Annotated in this window: 22 protein-coding genes and 2 pseudogenes; 9 read left to right on the forward strand and 15 right to left on the reverse strand. The window is 39.0% G+C overall.

Annotated features, from left to right (window positions below; genetic code table 11):
* Position 1 precedes the first annotated feature (1 nt).
* Complete coding sequence (locus ACFX4N_RS10120) at positions 2 to 1,111, forward strand: GerAB/ArcD/ProY family transporter (RefSeq protein WP_013057805.1); 1,110 nt, start codon at positions 2 to 4, stop codon at positions 1,109 to 1,111.
* A 20-nt stretch (positions 1,112 to 1,131) separates the two neighbouring features.
* Here ACFX4N_RS10120 and ACFX4N_RS10125 read toward each other — a convergent pair whose 3' ends face one another.
* A complete protein-coding gene (locus ACFX4N_RS10125) occupies positions 1,132 to 1,848 on the reverse strand; it encodes a CPBP family intramembrane glutamic endopeptidase (RefSeq protein ID WP_098548023.1) in 717 nt (238 codons plus the stop codon).
* Between the two features lie 219 nt (positions 1,849 to 2,067).
* Here ACFX4N_RS10125 and ACFX4N_RS10130 point away from each other — a divergent pair, with 219 nt between their 5' ends.
* On the forward strand, positions 2,068 to 3,255 hold the full coding sequence (locus tag ACFX4N_RS10130; protein WP_053487458.1) for a macrolide family glycosyltransferase: 1,188 nt from the start codon (positions 2,068 to 2,070) through the stop codon (positions 3,253 to 3,255).
* A 128-nt stretch (positions 3,256 to 3,383) separates the two neighbouring features.
* Here ACFX4N_RS10130 and ACFX4N_RS10135 read toward each other — a convergent pair.
* Positions 3,384 to 3,503, reverse strand: a pseudogene (locus ACFX4N_RS10135) (DUF6584 family protein); the annotation flags it as partial.
* 80 nt (positions 3,504 to 3,583) lie between these two features.
* On the opposite strand from ACFX4N_RS10135, the gene ACFX4N_RS10140 reads away from it, so the two are divergent.
* Positions 3,584 to 3,763, forward strand: a complete 180-nt coding sequence (locus ACFX4N_RS10140; RefSeq protein ID WP_098764364.1) for an RNA polymerase sigma factor — start codon at positions 3,584 to 3,586, stop codon at positions 3,761 to 3,763.
* 121 nt (positions 3,764 to 3,884) lie between these two features.
* Here ACFX4N_RS10140 and ACFX4N_RS10145 read toward each other — a convergent pair whose 3' ends face one another.
* Complete coding sequence (locus tag ACFX4N_RS10145; RefSeq protein WP_013057808.1) at positions 3,885 to 4,202, reverse strand: hypothetical protein; 318 nt, start codon at positions 4,200 to 4,202, stop codon at positions 3,885 to 3,887.
* Between the two features lie 206 nt (positions 4,203 to 4,408).
* Here ACFX4N_RS10145 and ACFX4N_RS10150 point away from each other — a divergent pair, with 206 nt between their 5' ends.
* Positions 4,409 to 4,528 (forward strand): DUF4023 domain-containing protein, encoded by a 120-nt coding sequence (locus ACFX4N_RS10150; RefSeq protein ID WP_013057809.1) that lies wholly within the window; start codon positions 4,409 to 4,411, stop codon positions 4,526 to 4,528.
* Positions 4,529 to 4,700: 172 nt separating this feature from the next.
* Positions 4,701 to 5,741: pseudogene (locus ACFX4N_RS10155) on the forward strand (alkene reductase); the annotation flags it as partial.
* A gap of 29 nt (positions 5,742 to 5,770) precedes the next feature.
* On the opposite strand, the gene ACFX4N_RS10160 reads toward ACFX4N_RS10155, so the two are convergent.
* From ACFX4N_RS10160 to ACFX4N_RS10175, 4 genes are all read right to left on the reverse strand, one after another.
* Positions 5,771 to 6,493: a GDSL-type esterase/lipase family protein gene (locus ACFX4N_RS10160; protein ID WP_029322755.1), complete on the reverse strand. Its 723-nt coding sequence runs from the start codon at positions 6,491 to 6,493 to the stop codon at positions 5,771 to 5,773.
* Positions 6,494 to 6,738: 245 nt separating this feature from the next.
* Positions 6,739 to 9,777: an efflux RND transporter permease subunit gene (locus ACFX4N_RS10165; protein WP_013057812.1), complete on the reverse strand. Its 3,039-nt coding sequence runs from the start codon at positions 9,775 to 9,777 to the stop codon at positions 6,739 to 6,741.
* A gap of 123 nt (positions 9,778 to 9,900) precedes the next feature.
* On the reverse strand, positions 9,901 to 10,350 hold the full coding sequence (locus ACFX4N_RS10170; RefSeq protein WP_013057813.1) for a DUF6188 family protein: 450 nt from the start codon (positions 10,348 to 10,350) through the stop codon (positions 9,901 to 9,903).
* Positions 10,351 to 10,383: 33 nt separating this feature from the next.
* Positions 10,384 to 10,959, reverse strand: coding sequence for a TetR/AcrR family transcriptional regulator (locus ACFX4N_RS10175; RefSeq protein WP_013057814.1), 576 nt, complete (start codon positions 10,957 to 10,959; stop codon positions 10,384 to 10,386).
* Between the two features lie 260 nt (positions 10,960 to 11,219).
* Between ACFX4N_RS10175 and ACFX4N_RS10180 the strand changes: the two genes are divergently transcribed.
* Positions 11,220 to 11,513 (forward strand): DUF3817 domain-containing protein, encoded by a 294-nt coding sequence (locus ACFX4N_RS10180; protein ID WP_013083888.1) that lies wholly within the window; start codon positions 11,220 to 11,222, stop codon positions 11,511 to 11,513.
* Positions 11,514 to 11,560: 47 nt separating this feature from the next.
* On the opposite strand, the gene ACFX4N_RS10185 is transcribed toward ACFX4N_RS10180, so the two are convergent.
* Entirely contained in the window at positions 11,561 to 11,935 is a 375-nt protein-coding gene (locus ACFX4N_RS10185; RefSeq protein ID WP_029322762.1) for a DUF7674 family protein, read from the reverse strand.
* A gap of 75 nt (positions 11,936 to 12,010) precedes the next feature.
* Positions 12,011 to 13,288: an imidazolonepropionase gene (gene hutI / locus ACFX4N_RS10190; protein ID WP_029322765.1), complete on the reverse strand. Its 1,278-nt coding sequence runs from the start codon at positions 13,286 to 13,288 to the stop codon at positions 12,011 to 12,013.
* A gap of 413 nt (positions 13,289 to 13,701) precedes the next feature.
* On the opposite strand from hutI, the gene ACFX4N_RS10195 reads away from it, so the two are divergent.
* Positions 13,702 to 13,965, forward strand: coding sequence for a hypothetical protein (locus tag ACFX4N_RS10195; RefSeq protein WP_013057818.1), 264 nt, complete (start codon positions 13,702 to 13,704; stop codon positions 13,963 to 13,965).
* Between the two features lie 31 nt (positions 13,966 to 13,996).
* Here ACFX4N_RS10195 and ACFX4N_RS10200 read toward each other — a convergent pair whose 3' ends face one another.
* The 3 genes from ACFX4N_RS10200 to ACFX4N_RS10210 form a co-directional block, all read right to left on the reverse strand.
* Complete coding sequence (locus tag ACFX4N_RS10200) at positions 13,997 to 14,827, reverse strand: LCP family protein (RefSeq protein WP_328126035.1); 831 nt, start codon at positions 14,825 to 14,827, stop codon at positions 13,997 to 13,999.
* Between the two features lie 133 nt (positions 14,828 to 14,960).
* Positions 14,961 to 15,503 (reverse strand): GNAT family N-acetyltransferase, encoded by a 543-nt coding sequence (locus ACFX4N_RS10205; RefSeq protein WP_013057820.1) that lies wholly within the window; start codon positions 15,501 to 15,503, stop codon positions 14,961 to 14,963.
* Between the two features lie 101 nt (positions 15,504 to 15,604).
* On the reverse strand, positions 15,605 to 16,018 hold the full coding sequence (locus ACFX4N_RS10210; protein WP_013057821.1) for a hypothetical protein: 414 nt from the start codon (positions 16,016 to 16,018) through the stop codon (positions 15,605 to 15,607).
* A gap of 185 nt (positions 16,019 to 16,203) precedes the next feature.
* Here ACFX4N_RS10210 and ACFX4N_RS10215 point away from each other — a divergent pair, with 185 nt between their 5' ends.
* A complete protein-coding gene (locus ACFX4N_RS10215) occupies positions 16,204 to 16,983 on the forward strand; it encodes an undecaprenyl-diphosphate phosphatase (protein ID WP_013057822.1) in 780 nt (259 codons plus the stop codon).
* Position 16,984: 1 nt separating this feature from the next.
* Complete coding sequence (locus ACFX4N_RS10220) at positions 16,985 to 17,323, forward strand: hypothetical protein (protein WP_013057823.1); 339 nt, start codon at positions 16,985 to 16,987, stop codon at positions 17,321 to 17,323.
* 29 nt (positions 17,324 to 17,352) lie between these two features.
* On the opposite strand, the gene qoxD is transcribed toward ACFX4N_RS10220, so the two are convergent.
* The 3 genes from qoxD to qoxB are packed head-to-tail and all read right to left on the reverse strand — an operon-like array spanning position 17,353 to position 20,216.
* Positions 17,353 to 17,661, reverse strand: coding sequence for a cytochrome aa3 quinol oxidase subunit IV (gene qoxD, locus ACFX4N_RS10225; RefSeq protein WP_013057824.1), 309 nt, complete (start codon positions 17,659 to 17,661; stop codon positions 17,353 to 17,355).
* A 3-nt stretch (positions 17,662 to 17,664) separates the two neighbouring features.
* The gene (gene qoxC / locus ACFX4N_RS10230; protein ID WP_013057825.1) at positions 17,665 to 18,273 is read right to left on the reverse strand and encodes a cytochrome aa3 quinol oxidase subunit III; all 609 of its coding nucleotides are present in this window, start codon (positions 18,271 to 18,273) and stop codon (positions 17,665 to 17,667) included.
* Complete coding sequence (gene qoxB, locus ACFX4N_RS10235) at positions 18,273 to 20,216, reverse strand: cytochrome aa3 quinol oxidase subunit I (RefSeq protein WP_013083896.1); 1,944 nt, start codon at positions 20,214 to 20,216, stop codon at positions 18,273 to 18,275. Before qoxB ends, qoxC begins: the two co-directional genes overlap by 1 nt.
* Between the last annotated feature and the right edge of the window lie 15 nt (positions 20,217 to 20,231).

A 20,231-nucleotide genomic window follows, 5' to 3' on the forward strand; every position in this document is an offset into this window, starting at 1 on the left:
TGTGCATAGTCAGATGAATTTATCCGCAGCACAGTTTCGAATACTCGTCATTTTTTATAGTTTAGGCGACACCATTTTAGTCGTTCCTGGAAGCTTAACGGCTGATTCTAAACAAGAGGCATGGATTCCAGCTATTTTAGGCGTAGGTGTAGGCGTTTTTCTTGTATGGATGTATATCAAACTTTCTAGCCTTTATCCTAATAAAACGCTCATGGAACTAAACGAAGCCATTTTAGGCAAGTGGCTAGGAAAGTTTGTATCTCTTTTATTTGTCGCTTCTACTCTTCTTTTTTGCAGTCAAGTTTTGTTTTACGTGGGCTCGTTTCTAACAACTCGCATTATTATTCAAACACCTATGCTTGCTGTTCATATTTTGTTTATGGGAATTGTGATTGTCGGCGTTCGGCTTGGCATTGAAACGATTGCCCGCTGTGCTGAAATTCTCTTTCCTTGGTTTGTTATTCCGTTCTTAATCTTAGTTTTTTCGATCTTCCCTCAAATTCATTATGAGAATTTGCAGCCTTTGTTAGAGGTAGGCGTTAAGCCTATTATCAGATCTATTCTGGTATTTACAAGTATTACTTCTCTCACTTTTATTGTATTGCTAACCGTTTTCCCTGCTCACGTAGCGGAACCAGATCAGCGAAACCGCGCTTTTTTTACGGGAAGCTTAATCGGCGGAGGCATTATGATTATTATCTTATTGCTTGGCATTCTTGTACTTGGAAATACGTATACACGTATTGCTTTATATCCAAGCTATGAGCTTGCAAGACGGATCGAAGTTGCGGATTTTCTAAAAAATATTGAAGTAATTATGGCTATTATGTGGTTTTTATCTCTTTATTTTAAAACGTCTCTCTACTATTATGCGACCGTTTCTGGACTCGCTCAAATTCTTGAATTAAAAAACTACCGAATTTTAACTCTTCCGCTAGGCATTATTGCCGTTACATTTTCACTTATCGTGTATCCAAGCATTCCATATGAACAAACGTGGGACAGAGATACGTGGATTCCGTATAGTCTGTTATTTGGACTATTTTACCCTCTTGGATTATTAATTGTTGGGAAAATTCGCGTAAAGCATTCTGCATCTTTATCCAAATAAAAAAGCCGCTTAAGCGGCTTTTAAAAGAAGACGGTTATACTCACTAATCCATTCCACAGCATATGTAAAATCATAGATGGAAAAATAGATTTTGTTCGATAATAAATAATGGCAAAGACAAGTCCCATGACGGTAGCTGTAATCGGAAAGCCAATATGTAACAGACCGAATACAATAGCGGAAACGAAAATGCCTACAAACACGTGATGGCGTTTGGTTAAAAAACCACATAAAACACCTCTATAAAGCAGCTCTTCTTTAATAGGCGTAATGACTGCTACACTTATAAAGAATATCCAGCTTGAAAGCAGCGTTTGATTAAAACTGCCTTGGTTTAAATCTTTTTGCTGCTGATTTGCGCTTTCTACGTTTAAAAATGAAAGCATCACGTACTGCACCGCGGCTACAATTAAAAAGCCTACCACAATATATACATACGTTTTTCTTTCTTTTAATACTGAGACGTTCCACATAGGCTTTAAAAATCTGCGCACAGGCCTGTACAGCACCGCAACGCCTAGAAAAAACGCCGCGTCTACCAGCAGGGCATATGGCCCTTCTAATAAAATTCCCGTCATATTTGAACCCGTAACTTCATCGTAAATAGCTATTCCAATTCCGGCTATAATCTGCAGGCCAAAGCCTAACACGATAAATAGAAGCAGCGTGAAGTAAGTAAACTCTTTTTTCTTTTTAGGCTTTAAAACCGGCTCTGAATTTGTTGATAACGTACTCAAAATAGCAACCTCCAAAAATGATTCTTTCTCTCTAGTGCTCTCAAAATCCTACCATAACCTCCGCTTAATGATGTTATTTTTTAGGAAAAAAGTTATATTTTTTCACATTTTATACACAAAGTTAAGGTTTTAAAAGATAAATGCACTAGCCAAATTAGTTGTCAACTTCCTTATATTTGATTACGCTTGAAGAAATCTTACCGAAAGTGAAGTGAAAAAATGGCAAACATTTTAATGATCAATTTTCCCGCTGAAGGTCACGTAAACCCAACGCTTGGAATGGTAAAAGCTTTTTCAGATCGAGGTGATACCGTTCATTACATTACGGCCGAGCGTTTTAAAGAGCGTCTTGAAAACGCCGGGGCTATCGTACACACTCACCGGGACTTATTAAGCGGTGTATCCATCAAGCCTGAAACTGCTCAAGGAATCAACGCCTTTTTAAATATCCACATCCAAACGTCTTTAGATACGCTGAAGCTTGTTCATACATTATCAAAAAAAATTGACTTTGACTTTGTGTTTTACGACAAGTTTGGAGCAGGGGAATTAGTACGTGATTATTTGCGAATTCCCGGGATTGTATCATCTGCTTCTTTTTTAATGCCAAAAGAACGCTTAGCAATGATGCCTCTGCATCCGGATTCAGACGTTCCATTTAAACCTGACGAAAAAGCTCAGTACGGGCTCAGCTTGCTCAAAAATCAGTTTGGCGTAGAACCTAAAAATCTGCTTCAATTTATGAACAATGAAGGCGAATTAACGGTCGTATACACAAGCCGCTTTTTTCAGCCGCTTCATGAACGTTTTGATGAATCCTGTTTATTTATTGGGCCAAGCTTTCCAAAGCGTCACACCTCTCATGATTTTCCGTTAGAAAAGCTAAAAGATGAAAAAGTTCTTTATGTTTCAATGGGAACAGTACTCGACGATGTAGAAGGCTTTTTTAACCTTTGCATCGACGCATTTAGCGACTTTGATGGAAAAGTTGTGATTGCAGCAGGAGACCGGGCTGATTTTAAAAAGATAAGAAAAGCACCAGAGCATTTTATTATTTCGCCCTATGTTCCTCAGCTTGACGTGTTAAAAGAAGCTGACGTTTTTATCACGCACGGAGGCATGAACAGTGTAAATGAAGCTATTCATTTTAACGTACCGTTAGTCGTTTTACCTCACGGAAAAGATCAGCCGCTCGTTGCTCAAAGGCTCGTGGAGCTAAACGCCGGGTATCGCTTAGCAAAAGAAACGGTAAATGCCTCGCTTTTAAGGAGTGCCGTTGACGAAGTCATACATGACGACCGCTACAAGAAAGGGATAAAAGAAATCAACGTAAGTTTCGAACAGGCAGCTGGACCCGCCGCTGCAGCCGAAAAAATTGTAAATCACGTAGTGAAGCAGCATTCATAAAGAAAAGGTGCACATCTGTGCACCTTTTCTTCATGAAAACAGCCATGTACAAACTGTATATACGCCAATGATTAGTAAACTGACGACTGTAAGGAAAATCAATGCACATCCAGCTACAATAAGTTTATCAGCTCATTTGGATACGTAACGAGCAAACTGTGCAGGCGGTCTCTCACTTTCCCCAAGTTCCCTTGTTCGATATCTCGTTGAATATTTTGCCTTGTTTTTTTTGATACTACATCGCTCATAAGCCTCTCCTTTTTAGGTGTTTATACTCATCTTAACGAGGGTACAATGAACTATAATTGATTTTCGAAGGGGCTCGGTTATGAACAATGATCTTTTACTCATTCAAGAGATAAAAATCCGAAAGAAAGAAGCACTTCATCAGCTTTACAATCGATATGAATCGCTTTTGTATCGTCTTGTCTATTCAGCAGTAAAAAGATCCACATGCTTGCGAAAGCATCTTAACAGAGCTATTCAAAGAAATTTGGCATTCCCCTGATCTTTTGGTCAAAGAACGTACGCTTTCTCTTTCCTTGTGCAAGCAGTGTGTAAAAAATATAAAAAAGCACAGCCAGCACTCGGAGAGGATATCGTGGTAAATCATTTGTTTGCTGTACATACTATGAATACAAATCCATATGACTAAAATAATCGAAAATATGATTTAAATCTGTAATCTTTATGCTATGAGTGCTGTAAGCAACGATTATTTCAGCCAGCATAAGAACGAATAAAATGGCCAAAAGCACCTTAACAAGCGGAAATTGTCGGAACTGAGGAGAAAAAAGCAGTTTACTGACTGTATACAAAAACAGCAGGATAAAGTAGATCATCATGGCATTTGTCGCCTGAAGGGGCACATTCCAGACAAATATGTACACGCTGAATGTCAAAATCAAAATAAACGACATTTCTTTCCCGCTAAAAAAATCACTCATTGCGTAACACCTTTTCTTGTTCATGAATGAATAAGAAATTATAAACTCACGAAACATTAACATTATTTTTACAACAGTATACACGATTTTCCTGTTGATTTCTATATACCAGTGCACATATGAAGTTGCTTTTAACGGATTCGCGTCATGTTTTTACGTGCAATGGGTTATAGTAACAGGGAAAGTTCATAAAGGAGGTTTGGATAATGGAAAACACAAATGAATTTGTTCAAAAACTGAATGACAATCAAGAAAAGCAGCGTAAAAACAAGCAGGGTCAAGCTACTGGACATCCTGAGAAAAAACTTCCTAATAAACAGCATTAATGTTGTAAAAGTTGGCTGTAAAGACAGCCGGCTTTTTTTTCTGAACTTTTTCGGAAGTCGAAATGTTTGAAGATAAAACAAATCCCCTGTTACAATAAACTGAACCCGCTGCAAAACGTTCGCAGCTATACTTTCCTCTTAAGGAGCTGAATATAAAATGAGTAAATTTGAAAAACTATTCCAACCAACAAACATTGAAGCATTTGATTTACACACTCGTACAGCAATGGCACCGATGACAAGATGCTTTGCTGATCCAGAGACAGGCGTAGTCGGTCAAGACGTTGTAGACTATTACCGCCGCCGCGCAAAGGATGGTATTGGCTTAATTATTAGTGAAGGAATTGTTATCAGCGAACGCGCAAAAGGAAATCCTGGCGTTCCGGGTATCTATACCCAAGAACAAATTGATTCATGGAAGCCTGTAACAGAAGCTGTTCATGAAGAAGGCGGCACGATTATCGCTCAAATTTGGCACGTTGGCCGCTTGAGTCATTCCGGGTTAATCAATGGGCATAAGCCTCAGGCCCCTTCCGCTATTGCGGCACAAGGCCAAGTGCCTCGTTTCCGCAAGCCCTACGAAGAGCCTGAAGAAATGTCAAAAGAAGATATTAAAGAAGTTGTAGAACAGTACGCTCAAGCCGCTAAAAATGCCATTGAAGCAGGATTTGATGGCGTTGAAATTCACGGTGCTCACGGCTATTTAATCGATCAGTTTAATTCAGACTGGTCTAATAAACGCACTGATGAATACGGAGGCGACCTTGCACAGCGATTAACGTTTATGAAAGAAGTGATTTCGGCTGTTATCGACGCCATTGGAAAAGAGCGCGTTGTGATTCGCTTCTCTCCTCATAAGCTTGATAAACCAGACTACCGCTGGGACGACACTGAAAAAGCTATTCAAACGTATACAGAAGCATTTAAAGAAACAGGAATTGAGATCATCCATCCGTCTATGCTGGATTTTTATGAAGATGTTCAAAACGGTCAAAATCTTTATGAAATTACGCGTAAGTACTGGGATGGACCGATTATCGGCGTAGGTGACTTAACGCCTGAATCAGCTGAAAAAGCGCTGCAAGCCGGCTGGATCGACGTAGCTGCTATTGGCCGCCCGCTTATTTCAAATCCTGATTATTTACAGCGCATCAAAAACGGAGATGCTCTTGTCGAATACGATGCTAAAAAACATTTACCAGAGCTTATCTAAAAAAAAGCGCTCCTTTCGGAGCGCTTTTTTTATTGGTTTACGTATGCCTGAACCTCTTGTTTCCAAATAGCATAGCCTTGGCCTTTTAAATGAAGACCATCAACCGTGAAATTACTTTTTAACTGATTATGTGTAGATACTTTCGAATACAGGTCAATGTAAGAATCGTTGTGTTTCTTAGCTAAACGCTTTAAATAGTTATTTAATGCGATAACATCTTTATTGTCCACTGCGTCGCCGCATTTTTTATTGTTCACGGGCAGTACACTTTGAATATAGACTTTTGTATTCGGTGATTCTTTATGAATACGTTCAAGAATTTCAGCGTAATTGGCTTTGGTTTTTTTTACAGATTTTTGCTCATTTAAATCGTTAATGCCAATCATTAAGAAAATCTTTTTTGGCTTAGCATCTGTAATACTTTTTAGACGATGCAATACCCCTTCTGTTGTATCATCGGCTACGCCTCGATTGACAATCTGCTTATTATGAAAAAGTTCGCTCCATTCAGAGCGCTGGGTAATGCTATCACCGAGAAATACGATTGACTCTTTAGGAATACTTAATTGCTTGAACAAAGTGGTCCGTTCAATGTAATAAGGATTATCTCTATAGCTTTGCTTAGACGAATCCTTAGATGACAGCGGATTTTTCATCGCGCTGCTGCTTGTTGCATAAAAAGCAAAAACACCTATGAAAAGGACATTTAAGATAATGGAACTGATAAATACAACTTTCTTTGTTGAACTCACGAAAACGACACTCCTGTACTTTGTATGTTTTTTAGATAACTCTACGATGATATAGTAAAGCTTCCTGTTAACACTCTTTCCCTCCATACAAGACATTTAATCATTTTTTGTAAATAATGACTTTACATAAAAAAGAAGCGGCGCTTGAAAGCGCCGCTTCTTTTTCTATAATATAAGGGGTTAAAACGTACTTTTATTATAACATATAGTCTATGGTCATATTTTCCTCTATTAGAAAATAGTTCTTATGTCGTTTCTTTTTCCAGCTGTTTTTCTCTTTTCACTTGCTTTGCGAAGAAGAGTTCGTATACCACTGGAATAATAATTAAGGTAAGAAGGGTAGATGACGCAAGCCCTCCGATCACCGTGATAGCTAAGCCTTTTGAAATCAGCGTTCCGCTTGATGTAGTAAGCGCCAGCGGAATTAATGCAGCAATGGTAGCAAACGCCGTCATTAAAATTGGACGCAAGCGCGTTTTCCCAGCTTCAATAAGGGATTGGCGGATCGTCATGCCTTTTTGTTCACGATTTTGGGTAATTCGATCTACAAGTACAATCGCGTTTGTTGTAACAATTCCAATCAGCATTAAGAATCCAATCATGACGCTGACGGACAGCGGTTCTTTTGCAAGTACTAGACCAACTAACGAACCGATTGGCACAAAAATGAGTGACGATAAAATGATAAATGGAATACGCGCTTTTCCAAACGTAACGAGCATCGTTAAATACACAAGGCCGATTGCCGTTAAAATAGCTAGACCTAGAGATTGGAAGACTTCCACTGTCTCGTCGCTTCCGCCTCCACCGTCCAAGCTCACATCTTTTGGCAAGTCTAACTTTTTCACTCCATCTACAACATCTTTGGTCACAGCTTGAACATCATCGCCTTTAATATCTGCTTCCACTCGCGCAAATACTTTGCCGTCAAGCTTTTGAATAGAAGTGAACGTATCAATTGTACGAACGTCAGCAATATCTTTTACTAACACAGGCCCTCGTTCTGTAAATACTTGAAGATCTTTAATTTCTTTTACTGAACTAAGGTCTTTATCGTACGAAAGCTGAACCGCTCGTTTTGTATTATCTAATTTTAAGTCTCCAACGGATACTGGTTTGGTTTGGTCGGAGATTGTACCAAGCAGCTGAAATCCAGATACTCCGTACTCTGCGGCTTTATCAGGATCTACTTCTACTACAAGCTGCTTTTGCTTATCTGAGAAGTTATTTGTTACATATTTAAGACGTTTGTCTTTGTTTAAGTGGTTTTCCACTTGCTTAGCTGCCTTTTGCAAGTCATTTAAATTAGAAGAATATAAATCAACCGTTACGTTATTATTTGTAGGAGGCCCTCCTGTTGATGCTTCTTGTACATTAACTGTTGCTTTAGGCGATTCTTCTTTCGTGATGCTTTCCATTTTCTTTTGAACTTTATCAATAAACGTATCGACATTCACGCCTTCTTTTACGTTCAAGAAATAGCCAACTTGGTTCGGGCGTTTTACACCTGTTGAAAAGTCGCGTGATCCAACTTCCGTAGTCACATCTGAAATTTCATTTTGATCCGCAAACATCTTTTCAATTTTTAAAGATACATCGTTTGTTTTTTCAAGTGATGTAGATGCCGGTAATTGAACGTTGGCCTGAAGCATTTTTTGTTCTTCATTTGGAATAAACGTAAAGCCAAGTGAAGGAACAAGTGCAAATGAGCTAAACAGTAAAATAAAGGATAAAATTAAAATTTTGATTTTATGATTAAGCGACCATGCAATCGCTTTTGCATATCCGCGCTGCAGCTTTCCTTCTTTTTCTTCAGGCGGTACTTTTTTAAATGCAAACTTTGCTAAAATCGGCACGATTGTAATCGCTACAAGAAGAGATGCTAACAGTGAAAAAACAACTGTTAAGGCAAACGGCAAGAAGAACTCTCCTGTAATTCCTCCTACAAAGCCGATTGGCAAGAATACGACAACCGTTGTAATGGTAGACGAGGTAATGGCTTTTAAAATCTCTTTTGTGGACGATTCGACAAGCTCGTTGCTCATGCCTTCTTCTGAACGGCGAACGCGTCTAAAAATATTTTCAATCACAACAATACTGTCATCCACTACGCGCCCAACGGCTACAGCCATTCCGCCTAGTGTCATAATGTTAAGTGAAATATCAAGCTGGTTTAAGAAAATAGCTGATACTAACAGCGATAATGGAATCGATATAATGGCAATGATCGTAGCGCGGAAGTTACGCAAGAAAATCAGCACGGCAAGTGACGCAAATAATGCTCCGAGCAATCCTTCGCGCACTAATGTTTCAACAGACTTTTCAATGCCGTCAGCTGAGTCAAAGCCGATTGCGTAGTCTAACTGATCGTCATATTTTTTCAAAATTTTCATCGTTTCGCTCGCCACTTCAACCGTATTAGCATCTTGTTTTTTTGTGATGGCCATCGACAGTGCATCTTTGCCGTCATAGCGTGTATATTCGCCTTGTTCTGTTACGGCTTCGACTTTGGCAATATCGCCAAGCTTCACAGGCTTTGCTTCAGGATTCGTCGTAGATTTCAGCTGGATTTTCTTTAATGCATCGATCGTCGCAACTTTTTCTTCTACTCGCACTGGAATTTGAAGCTCTTTTCCGTTTAATGTTCCTGCTGGGAATGAAACAGCTTTTTGATTAATTTGTTCTTTCATCCCATCAAGCGTTAAGCCAGCTTGAGCTGCTTTTTCTTTATCGACCGTAATTTGTAAAAGGTCCTCTTTCACGCCGCCAACTGAGACGGAGTTAATACCTTGAATTTTATTCAATTCAGGAATCACTTCATCGTTTAATACTTTTTCAAGATTTGCATCATCTTTCGCAAACAGTGAAATGTTGAAAATCGGGAATGAACCAAATGAAAAACGGTTTACGTCTACATTTGATGACTCTGGTAAATCTAATTCTTTTATCGACGAGTTAATTTGCTGTTCAATTTTATCTAAATCCGTATTAAACGGGAATTCTAAATTAATAATACCGACGTTTTCATACGATACGCTTTGTACGCTTTTAACGCCTTCAATTCCTTTCACTTGGTCTTCGATTTTCGACGTGACGCTTTCATTTACGTCATCAGGAGAAGCCCCGGGATACGTTGCTTCAATGGACAGCTGCGGAAATTCGATATTCGGCAGTAAATCAATTTTTAGTTTTGAAAATGAATATAGCCCCGCTAAAATAAGTAAAAATGAAACGATAAACACAGCTACCGCATTTTTTAAACTAAATCTCGTCAAAAAATTCATCTTTTTCCTCCGTTACGTAACTAAGTTATTTGAAAAGCCTTCATCCTTTAATAGCTGCAGACCCGTTTTATTTTTTTTTAACAATTTTAGAGTACCCGCGGGTCAGTTTTTCATAAAAAAAACTCACCTCCTTTCATGTGCTGATGAACTGTCTATACAAACTGAAATTTGATGGTCGCACGCTCCCCCTGGCAGCGAGATAAAAGAAAAGCCGTCTTGACCATATAAATCCCAACCTTCAAAAAAAGAGCTGTCGTGAAACATATCTAGCGCATACCCATTAGAAAATGTAATTCGAAGTATACCGATATCTTCATACCACTGTATAGAGATAATGTGCTGGCCAAGCAGCAGTGCTTCGACTTGCTGACGCTGCTCGGCAGAATGTAGCGATTTCCAGTCCGCTTGACCAAGCAAGATGCTGCGTTTGTTTTTTAGTCTCCATGGACATTCTGCCACAAGTCCACCTTTACTAAATCCAAGAGAAAACGGCAGGGTATTGTCTGTGTTAACCTTGGTAACGGTTTGTTCTTGAAAATATGAAAAATTAATTACTGTGCTGCTGGTATTCATCATATCCCTCCATTATCAACCAGTACCGACGAGTCATTTTTGGGTCTCAAAATAGCAGCCTTCAATGTATAAGTTCACAATGAACTCCGCATAGTTCATGATATCTTCTTCTGTTATATCATCGTCGGAAACGATATCCATCTTATACCCATTTAACATGCTGCAAAACGCTTTTGAGTGTAAGAAAGCATTTTTTATTTTCTGCTCTTCAATCAATTTAGCAACAAGCCCGTGATAATCCTCAAAAAATTGATGAAGGCGACCCATCATTTCTGGCATTTGGTGAGGGGCTTGCCAAAAAGAGTCCGGATATTTTTTAGTTTCGTAAAAAAAGAGCAGGTGATGCTTCGCAATTGAATACAGCTTTTCATGAAACGTTTGGCATTCATCCGTTCTTCGCTTTGCATGATACAAAAACTCATCAAACGAACGATTGTTCACAGCGATATAAAGCGACTCTTTAGACGAAAAGTACAAGTAAAGCGTTCCTTTAGATACACCTGCTAGTTTAGCAATATCAATCATTTTTGCTTCATAGTAGCCTTTGGATCCGAACACTTCAAAAGCAGCATCTAAAATTTTCTCTCTCTGCTGTTTTCGGTTTGTCATGGTAAAAAATCCTCTCATACGTTTTCGATACTATACATATAAAATAATTAAAATAACTTGTCAACACGTAGTGTGCTCTTTTATCCCTTGCATCACAAGAGTATGTCAGTTTTTCAAACAAAATACTTCTATAAAGCAAATTAAAGCGTTTTCGACTTTTTTGTGACAGATACAAATGATGCTTGTATATGAAGAGCTCGCTATGGTACATTTTTGTCATTGATACAGAAATTTATTCCGTCGTTACGGGAGGAGAAAACATGGTTCTTACATCACCAATCGGTCGCCTGCGTTTAGTAGGAATTTTAGAAGGAATTTCATTTTTACTGCTGCTTGGCATTGCTATGCCGCTAAAATATGCAGCAGGCATACCCGAAGCTGTATCAGTTGTAGGCGCAGCACACGGTGCACTTTTTGTGCTGTACGCTCTTGCAGTCGTTCATGTGAAATTCGCGCATAAATGGTCAATCGGCCGCTCTTTATTTGCATTTCTTATGTCGGTTATTCCATTTGGTCCTTTTATTTTAGAGAGACAGCTGAAAAAAGAACAGTAAAAGAAAAGAACGTCACGGACATCATGTTTCCATGACGTTCTTTTTCCTTACTGTTCAGCACTGTTTTCGCTAAAATGGTCAATCGTTTTCCACCACTTCAGTGAGTGAGGTTTTAATAGCATTCCAATTTCTTCTGGGCTAATTTGCTGATCTATAATCATTTCATGCATTGCTTGAAAGAGTCCCGTTGTAACAGCTTCTTTCACATCAGCTTCACCTTCTATATACAGCTGTTCAATCGCTTCAAATACGTCCGGTTCACGCTGGAGCTGGCCGTTATATTCAAGAGAGATTAAATGACCCGCAACACGGCTTAATTCATGCTGCAGCTCGTCTTTATCGTTGAGGTCCACTTCTTCGCTTGGCTCAAAAGATGGGCAAGCTTCTTTTAGTAATGGAATAACATTTTGTTTTGTAATCATATCTAAATTCCCTGCCTTTGCATGTGTGACAAATTCTCTATTCTTTACCCTTTTCTCTTTTTCTATAAACTTGTTTTACAAAACTTTTCCGTTTTCTACAACTACTTCTCCTTTTTTTACTACGCAGTCAATATGATTTAAGCCATACTGATATTGAAGGGTTCGATAACTAGAGACATTAAAAATCGCTAGGTCAGCCTGTTTTCCGGCTTCAATACTCCCAATCTTATCTCCTTGATTAATAGCATGAGCTGCGTTAAGAGTTGTGGCTACAAGCACTTCTTCAGGACTCATGTTCATATTCATACATGCCAGGTTCATCACAAATTGCTGTGAAGTCGTTGGAGATGAACCTGGATTGCAGTCTGTAGAAAGAGTAACCGGAACTCCTAAATCGATCATTTTTCTAGCATCTGGCCATTTCATTCCAACAAATAAGGAATTCCCGGGTAAAAGTGTGGCTACGATCCGTTTTTCAGCCAGTTTCTTTAATCCTTCATCAGAAGCATACAAAAGATAATCTGCTGATATCGCTCCTACCTCTGCTGCGAGCTCCGCTCCTCTGCAGTATTCAAAGGGGTCGGCATGTATTTTAGGAAGCATGCCATATCTTTTCCCGGCTTCGAGTATTTCTTGACATTGTTTGAATGAAAAAGCATTTGGAAGACATACAGCATCATTAAATGCTGCAAGGTTATAAGAAGAAATTTGAGGAATCATTTCGTGAATAAGTAAATTGACGTATTTCTGCGTATCTTTTTTATATACAAGAGGTACGACGTGTGCGCCTAAAAAGGTACTTACTACATCAACTGCGTGCGTATCATTCAGCATTTTAGCGATTTGCAGCTGCTTTAGTTCTGTTTCTAGTTCTAAGCCATACCCGCTTTTCACTTCTATAGTTGTGACTCCGTGAGCTAGAAAAGACGTAAGACGCTCATAGCTCTGCTGATAAATCCGGTACGCATACTCTTCCTGTGTTTGAACGACAGTGGAGTGAATACCTCCACCTTCTTCTAATAAATCCAAGTAAGAAGTTGGCCTTTCAAACCGCCTATAAAATTCTTCTTCACGCGAGCCAGCGTACACAGCGTGTGTATGGGGATCAATCAGACCTGGAGTCACAATTTTATGAGAAGCATCAATAATCGTTGCGTCATTTCTTTCCCTTTCATATTTTTGTTCTAGCTCTTTTGTTGTACCTACGGTCACAATTTGATCTCCTTCTATCCAGACTGAGCCATTTTCAATCACCGTCAAGTTCCTCATTTCTTTTCCAGCTAAAGGACCTTTATTTTCTTTGGCCGTTACAACTTGCGAAGCATTTTTAATCCATAGCGCTTTTTTTGACATCGTTGAATTTCCCCCTTTTCTAGCATGTACCACGTTTTGGGGCCTCATGTTTACCGTAAACTCATTTAGATTCACCTACACATTTCGCACCTCTGCCTTCTTTCTTGTAGGTAGAAATTTGAAAAAGCATGTCCATGGTCTGAAAAGCGTGTTTTTAAGTCTTTAAAGCTAGATAACTTATATTTTTTTCAATTATATACGCTTTTAGACCCTCCTTTTCTCCGTTTTCTTACTTATCGACTCTTGTTTTATACAAATATATCCTGATATACTAAATCTTTTATCACATGTATTTTATAAACATCACGGCGAGTTCCCCTCAACAGGATAAATAATAGATTTCTAGGAATAGAACGTTTATAATATTCTTTGAAGTTTTACTTTTAGAAAGATTCACTAATGGAGGAAGAAATATGATTGTCAACTATAAAAACCAAGCAACCGGTCATCGCATGAATAACGGCTGGAATCTTTTCTACGCGTCAAACTTAACGATGTGGCGCAAAGATGAAAAGTATTTGCTTTTAGATGAAAACCAAGATGTAGTGATGATCTTTGGCTTTAAAAAAGACGAAATCATTCTAGATAAATTGCAAACGTGGGGCTATACATTTGGTGTCCATCCAGAGAAAAAACAAATTTCCTGCTTGCAGCGTCAAGAAGAAATTGGTGAATAAAAAGAGGGCTGAATTTCTTCAGCCCTCTTTTTTATTCATTGGTTTGTTGAAACATAGCGCTCAGCTGTTTTTTTTCAGATGGTTTGACAACATAATACCATGTACCATCTACCATTTGCCCTTCTCCTTTTACCGTTACCGTTTCGAAATCAGGCCGGCCATTCTTAATGATGTTATACATCGTAAATGCATCGCTGATATCAATATTCGTTCGAATATGCTTTTTTACAAGCGTGAGGAGACTTGGAATGTTTTTCACCGTTGACATGTTCATTCCTTTATCTAATAGAGCTTCCACTACTTGGCGCTGGCGATTATTTCTTCCTAAATCTCCTTTTGGATCTTCGTGTCTCATCCGCACATAGGCAAGAGCTTTTTCGCCGTTCAACGCATTTTCTCCTTGGGGAAAGATAAATGAATCAAACACAAAAGGAAACGGGTTCTTAACGTTCACTCCGCCAAGTTCATCTACTACATCTTTAAAGCCTTCCATATTTACTTTCACATAATAATCGACATCGATATCTAAGAATTTCTCAACCGTGCGCACGGTTAAAGGAATCCCTCCGTATCGATAAGCATGATTAATTTTCTCATCCGTTCCTTTTCCATCAATGTGCACGCGTGTATCTCTAGGGATCGGCATAACTTTTGCTTTATTGTGGCTCGTATCTAAGTTGACCACCATTAATACATCTGAGCGGCCTGTATCTCCCGGCCTTTCATCTACGCCCATCACCAGTACATTAAACGAGTGAGACTGCTCTTTAGCAGATGTTTGCTGTTGATAGGCAATTCCAAATCCAGCGGTTCCTAAAAGCAAAATACATGCCGCTAAGATCCCTATTTTGTATTTTTTCATTCATACGGTCTCCTTTACACATCACTTACTCTCTATATGCCTTAATGAATGAAAATTTATACCTTTTTAGAGAAATTTAAGCACACGTCAAAAAAGCCTGCTTGTTGAGAAGCTGGCTTTTCACTAGTAGATTTTAGCTTGATTTTTGATGCACATCACGCTGTGCCCATTCACTTTCTAACATACTCATTTCAATTAAGCTCCAGTACTGTCCATCTACAAGCCGGACATCTCGAAGAAGGCCTTCGCGTGTAAAGCCAATTCGTTCATAGGACTGAATCGCCCGCTCGTTAAAATCAAAGACGCCGAGCGAAATTCGATGAAGACCCAGTTCTTCAAAACCGAAAGCTAACACTTTTTCAAACATGTGCGAGCAAAGCCCTTTTCCTCTATACTTTTCACCAAGCAGCACTCGGCCAATTCTTCCTGTTTTATGATAATAATCAATATGAGCAAGAGAAATATGCCCAATAAGCTGTTCATTTTCATCTATGACGGAAAAAGCATAGGTAGAAGCACCATCTTCATTTGCATATCGAATGTAGTGTTTTAACTGTCTAGGAGTAAGCGGAAAAGAAAAGCTAGAGCCGCTCCATTGCACCATAAATGACTCGGAGGGAATCCAATCCATTAGCTGTTTAAAGTCTTTTTTGGAGAACGGTCGTAGAGCTATCACATAATTCTCCCCCTTATTATTTCTGACTTTTCTAAATATATTACATTTATCATAATAAACTGTCAACTGTCTATGTAAAAAAAAGCCATCATTTCGATGACTTATAGCTGTAATGCTTTTCTGAGAAGAGTTAAATCATGAGTGAATTCAAAAAAATAGGTTCTATTTTCATTGTCAAATACCATCATGATTGGCTTTTGATTCGGCTCAAGAACAAAAATAACTTCACTTGCCAGCGTGTTGACCGCACTATTTTCAATTTTTACGGCTGGATCAAGAGGTACTTTAACAAGATAGCCTTTTTTAGGAAGCGGACTTGCCTTTTTATATAAACCAGTAATGGACGCAATACTTTTTTCGGCTTCTTTTTGAACACTTGGGGGTTTGAGCGTTGAACGAACGACTCTGCCCGTTTCAATTTGAAATATCTCTACTTTTGGCTGTTCAGCACTTACTGCCTGCGGAAAAATAAAAGCAGCGAATACGACGCATACAGCAACCCATTTTCGTATCATTTTTAGCACCTCTTTCCATTCATTGTGGATGAGATGGAGATAAGAATGGTCGTCTCTTCTTATACTATGACCTATTTTTATGTATTTATTTCACTAAATGAATGCCTATACTTCCATGTTTTTGTCATGTTCTCAGAACTTCCTCTATACACTACTAATAAGGACACGCTGTATGAGGTGATAAGATGTCGTGGTTTGAAGCATTTATTTTGGGAATCATTCAAGGGCTTACAGAGTTTTTACCGATAAGCAGCACGGGGCATTTGTATTTAGGACGCCACTTATTTGGCTTAGACGATGCAGGACTGTATTTAGATACGATGCTGCATATGGGCACTCTGCTTGCTGTGTTTGTCTTTTATAAGCGTGAGCTATGGCATATTATTCGTCATCCCTTTAGCAAGCTTACAGGGCTTTTAGTGATAGGAACCATCCCTGCAGTTGCGATTGGTCTTTTGTTCAAAGACTATTTTGACAGTATTTCTAAATCTGGCTTAACGATTGGCTGGGAATTTCTTGCGACGGGACTGCTGTTATGGTTTGGTGATTCCGTAAAAAATGGCTATAAAAAAATGGATCATATTTCATACGGAGATGCGTTTTTTATCGGCTCGTTTCAAGCAGCTGCGATATTCCCTGCTGTATCTCGATCGGGCTTAACGATGGCAGCTGCGTTAATGCGAAAATTAGACCGTGAAACAGCCGCTTACTTTTCATTTTTATTGTCGACTCCCGCTATTTGCGGAGCGGTGTTACTTCAGTTAAAAGATGTAGTCACAGGTGAAGTCGAGCAGCTTTCCATTTTCTTTTTATTCGTCGCCACCCTTTCATCTGCTTTATTTGGTTATGTAGCGGTAAAATGGATGATCAATTATTTAAAGCATCATTCATTAAAAACGTTTGCAATTTACGTTTGGATATTAGGTGCAGTCGTGCTGGTTTGTCAGTTTACGGGGGTGTTTTAAGATGAAGATGAAAGTCCGGACGCTTTTTTTAGTATTGTTTTTTGCCGGCATTTTAGTCGTGACAAGCTATGTTGATAACAATTCCCAGCAGTCGTTTGACAGCTTATCTCACCTTTCACTTGATGGAGGAGCTGTTGAAACCTCTGCAGATGAAGGCGAGGCGGAACAATTAAACATGTCGGTCAAAGAAGTTCATGTTAAAACAGAAAAAAGAGGCGGATACCGAATTGAAGTGTACGAACAAGTAAATGTTTATAGAGATGATAAAGGAAAAGTAGTAAAAAAAGTTCCCACGGGAGAATATCAAACGTTGAAATATAAACTGAATGAAAAAAAATAAACCACTTACCGAAGTAAGTGGTTTTATTTTTAATGGTTAAAGTGAGCTGCAAGAATCCACAGTGTACCAACAACGATACAAAGTGCAATAAAGAAACTGTAAAGAATGTTTGCAACCTGTACTTTACCATTTTCACTTTCAGTCATGTGCATGAACATTACTAGCTGCATTGCTGCTTGTAATAACGCTAGGATCATGATAAGAGTCATCGTAATGCTTCTTGATAGATCAGCTAGCACTACTAAACCAAGCGCTGCGAATGTTAAGGCTAGTGAAAGGATAAGCCCAAATACATGACTAAGCGGAAAACCTGCTTTTTGGCCTTGTTTATTTTCCATGTCTTATCCCACCAATCCGTTCAAGTATACAAGCGTGAAGATGAAGATCCATACAACATCAAGGAAATGCCAGTATAAACCGATAATAAATACTTTACGAGCAGTAACTGGTGTTAATCCTCGTCTTACTAATTGAATAATAATACTGATTGCCCAGAATACACCGACTGTTACGTGAAGACCGTGCGTTCCAAGTAGTGTAAAGAACCCTGATAAGAAGGCACTTGTTTGCATTGTTGCACCTTCGTGAACTGCGTACATGTAAAACTCACGAATTTCGTAGAAAAGGAATCCTCCACCAAGGACAAGCGTAATAACGAACCAAACTAAAAGTCCTTTTAAATCATTATTACGCATTTTAAAGATGGCAATTCCCATCGTGAAACTACTGAATAGTAGTAACAGCGTTTCGATCATAAAATCTTTAACAACGAACAGTTCTTCTGCAGTAGGGCCACCCGCTGTACGCGTATGGTACGTTAAGTACGTTACGAACAGCGTAGAGAACAACGCGATCTCGGCACCTAAGAAAATCCAGAATCCAAGGATATTCAGGCGACTTTGTTCTTCTTGGTATTCTAACGGCAATGATTTATCTAAATGTCCTGCCATTATTTGTCACCCCCTGTAATTCCTTCAACCTTCTTGATTTCATCTACTTTTACATAGAAGCCCGGATCATAATCAAATGAACGAGCAAGCATACAAGCAAAAATACCTGCTAATCCAACGATTGCCATTGGAATCCATTCAAATACTAAGCCAAATCCACCGATAAACCAGAAAATACCTGAGATAAACGGCACACCAGAGTTGCTTGGTAAGTGAATTGGTTTTAAGTCTTCTGCTTTAATTTCTGTTTCATTACGTTTTTTCATGTGCCAGAATGCATCCATTTCTTTCACATGAGGAATTACTGCAAAGTTGTAAGCTTGAACTGGTGATTTAGTCCACCACTCAAGTGTACGACCATCCCAAGGATCGTTTGCAGTGTCGCGTTTGTTTTTCCATGCACTATATAATAAGTTAACTACTAATACGAAGAAGCCAAGACCCATTAAGAATGCACCGATTGTTGAAACTAAGTTTAATCCGTTCCAGCCAAGGTTGTCTGCATAAGTTTGCATACGACGAGTCATACCGTCTAAACCTAGGAAGAATTGTGGGAAGAAACATACGTTAAATCCAACAACAAAAATCCAGAATGAAATTTTTCCTAATTTTTCGTTCAACGTGTGACCGAAAATTTTTGGATACCAGAAGTATAAACCTGCGAAACAGCCAAACACTGTACCAGAGATTAATACATAGTGGAAGTGAGCGATTAGGAAGTAACTGTTATGATATTGATAATCGGCTGATGCCATCGCAAGCATAACCCCTGTTACCCCACCGATTACGAAGTTTGGAATAAACGCTAATGACCAAAGCATCGCAGTCGTAAATTTGATACGGCCTTTATACATTGTAAAGAGCCAGTTAAAGATTTTAACTCCGGTTGGTACGGCAATTAACATCGTTGTGATTGAGAAGAACGAGTTAACTGACGGTGAGTTACCCATTGTAAAGAAGTGATGCACCCATACAAGGTAACTTAAGAATGCGATACCGACCATTGATACAACCATTGCTTTATAACCGAATAAGTTCTTACGAGAATGTGTACTGATAACTTCTGAGAAGACACCGAATACCGGTAAAATAACGATATATACTTCAGGGTGACCCCAAATCCAGAATAAGTTAGCCCACATCATTGGAAGACCGCCGTTAGCCATTGTAAAGAAGGCTGTTCCGAATACACGGTCAAGTGTCATAAGTGCAAGCGCTACTGTTAATACAGGGAACGCGAAAATGATAATAATTGATGTGATGAAGATTGACCAAGTAAACATTGGCATTTTCATCATTGTCATGCCAGGAGCACGCATTTTTAAAATTGTTACAAAGAAGTTGATACCAGTCATTAATGTACCAGCACCAGCAATCTGTAGTGAAACGGCATAGAAGTTATTTCCGATGCCCTCACTGAATTCTTTACCTGCAAGCGGGAAGTAACTTGTCCAACCTGCATCAGGAGCTCCTCCGATTACGAAAGAAAGGTTAAATAGCATTGCTCCCATAAAGAATGTCCAGAAACTAATTGCGTTTAAGAACGGATATGCTACGTCACGCGCACCAATTTGTAATGGAACGATTACGTTCATTAGTCCGATAATAAATGGCATTGCCATGAATAAGATCATGATAACACCGTGAGCCGTGAAGACTCCGTTGTAGTGATGTTCATCTAAAATGTTCATACCCGGGAATGCAAGCTGCATACGCATCATGATTCCATCGATTCCGCCGCGGAAAAGCATTAATACAGCTGAAAGGATGTACATGACACCGAGTCTTTTATGGTCAACTGTTGTTAACCATTCTGTCCATAACCATTTCCATTTCTTGAAATATGTTAAGACAAAAACGATACCGATGACCGTCATAGCGATTGCTGCATCAGCAGCGTAAATCATAGGTTCGCCAGTGACGAAAAATTCATCTAGCTTCATTATGTCTTCCCCCAA

The sequence above is a fragment of the Priestia sp. YIM B13551 genome, from assembly GCF_042787905.1.
Taxonomy (GTDB): domain Bacteria; phylum Bacillota; class Bacilli; order Bacillales; family Bacillaceae_H; genus Priestia.

What these genes read in the sequence shown, in the direction of transcription:
- ACFX4N_RS10130 (WP_053487458.1), top strand. Translation starts at nt 2,068, where the DNA reads ATGGCAAACATTTTAATGATCAATTTTCCCGCTGAAGGTCACGTAAAC.
- ACFX4N_RS10140 (WP_098764364.1), top strand. Translation starts at nt 3,584, where the DNA reads ATGAACAATGATCTTTTACTCATTCAAGAGATAAAAATCCGAAAGAAA.
- ACFX4N_RS10145 (WP_013057808.1), bottom strand. Translation starts at nt 4,202, where the DNA reads ATGAGTGATTTTTTTAGCGGGAAAGAAATGTCGTTTATTTTGATTTTG.
- ACFX4N_RS10150 (WP_013057809.1), top strand. Translation starts at nt 4,409, where the DNA reads ATGGAAAACACAAATGAATTTGTTCAAAAACTGAATGACAATCAAGAA.
- ACFX4N_RS10165 (WP_013057812.1), bottom strand. Translation starts at nt 9,777, where the DNA reads ATGAATTTTTTGACGAGATTTAGTTTAAAAAATGCGGTAGCTGTGTTT.
- ACFX4N_RS10170 (WP_013057813.1), bottom strand. Translation starts at nt 10,350, where the DNA reads ATGAATACCAGCAGCACAGTAATTAATTTTTCATATTTTCAAGAACAA.
- ACFX4N_RS10175 (WP_013057814.1), bottom strand. Translation starts at nt 10,959, where the DNA reads ATGACAAACCGAAAACAGCAGAGAGAGAAAATTTTAGATGCTGCTTTT.
- ACFX4N_RS10180 (WP_013083888.1), top strand. Translation starts at nt 11,220, where the DNA reads ATGGTTCTTACATCACCAATCGGTCGCCTGCGTTTAGTAGGAATTTTA.
- ACFX4N_RS10185 (WP_029322762.1), bottom strand. Translation starts at nt 11,935, where the DNA reads ATGATTACAAAACAAAATGTTATTCCATTACTAAAAGAAGCTTGCCCA.
- hutI (WP_029322765.1), bottom strand. Translation starts at nt 13,288, where the DNA reads ATGTCAAAAAAAGCGCTATGGATTAAAAATGCTTCGCAAGTTGTAACG.
- ACFX4N_RS10195 (WP_013057818.1), top strand. Translation starts at nt 13,702, where the DNA reads ATGATTGTCAACTATAAAAACCAAGCAACCGGTCATCGCATGAATAAC.
- ACFX4N_RS10200 (WP_328126035.1), bottom strand. Translation starts at nt 14,827, where the DNA reads ATGAAAAAATACAAAATAGGGATCTTAGCGGCATGTATTTTGCTTTTA.
- ACFX4N_RS10210 (WP_013057821.1), bottom strand. Translation starts at nt 16,018, where the DNA reads ATGATACGAAAATGGGTTGCTGTATGCGTCGTATTCGCTGCTTTTATT.
- ACFX4N_RS10215 (WP_013057822.1), top strand. Translation starts at nt 16,204, where the DNA reads ATGTCGTGGTTTGAAGCATTTATTTTGGGAATCATTCAAGGGCTTACA.
- ACFX4N_RS10220 (WP_013057823.1), top strand. Translation starts at nt 16,985, where the DNA reads ATGAAGATGAAAGTCCGGACGCTTTTTTTAGTATTGTTTTTTGCCGGC.
- qoxD (WP_013057824.1), bottom strand. Translation starts at nt 17,661, where the DNA reads ATGGAAAATAAACAAGGCCAAAAAGCAGGTTTTCCGCTTAGTCATGTA.
- qoxC (WP_013057825.1), bottom strand. Translation starts at nt 18,273, where the DNA reads ATGGCAGGACATTTAGATAAATCATTGCCGTTAGAATACCAAGAAGAA.
- qoxB (WP_013083896.1), bottom strand. Translation starts at nt 20,216, where the DNA reads ATGAAGCTAGATGAATTTTTCGTCACTGGCGAACCTATGATTTACGCT.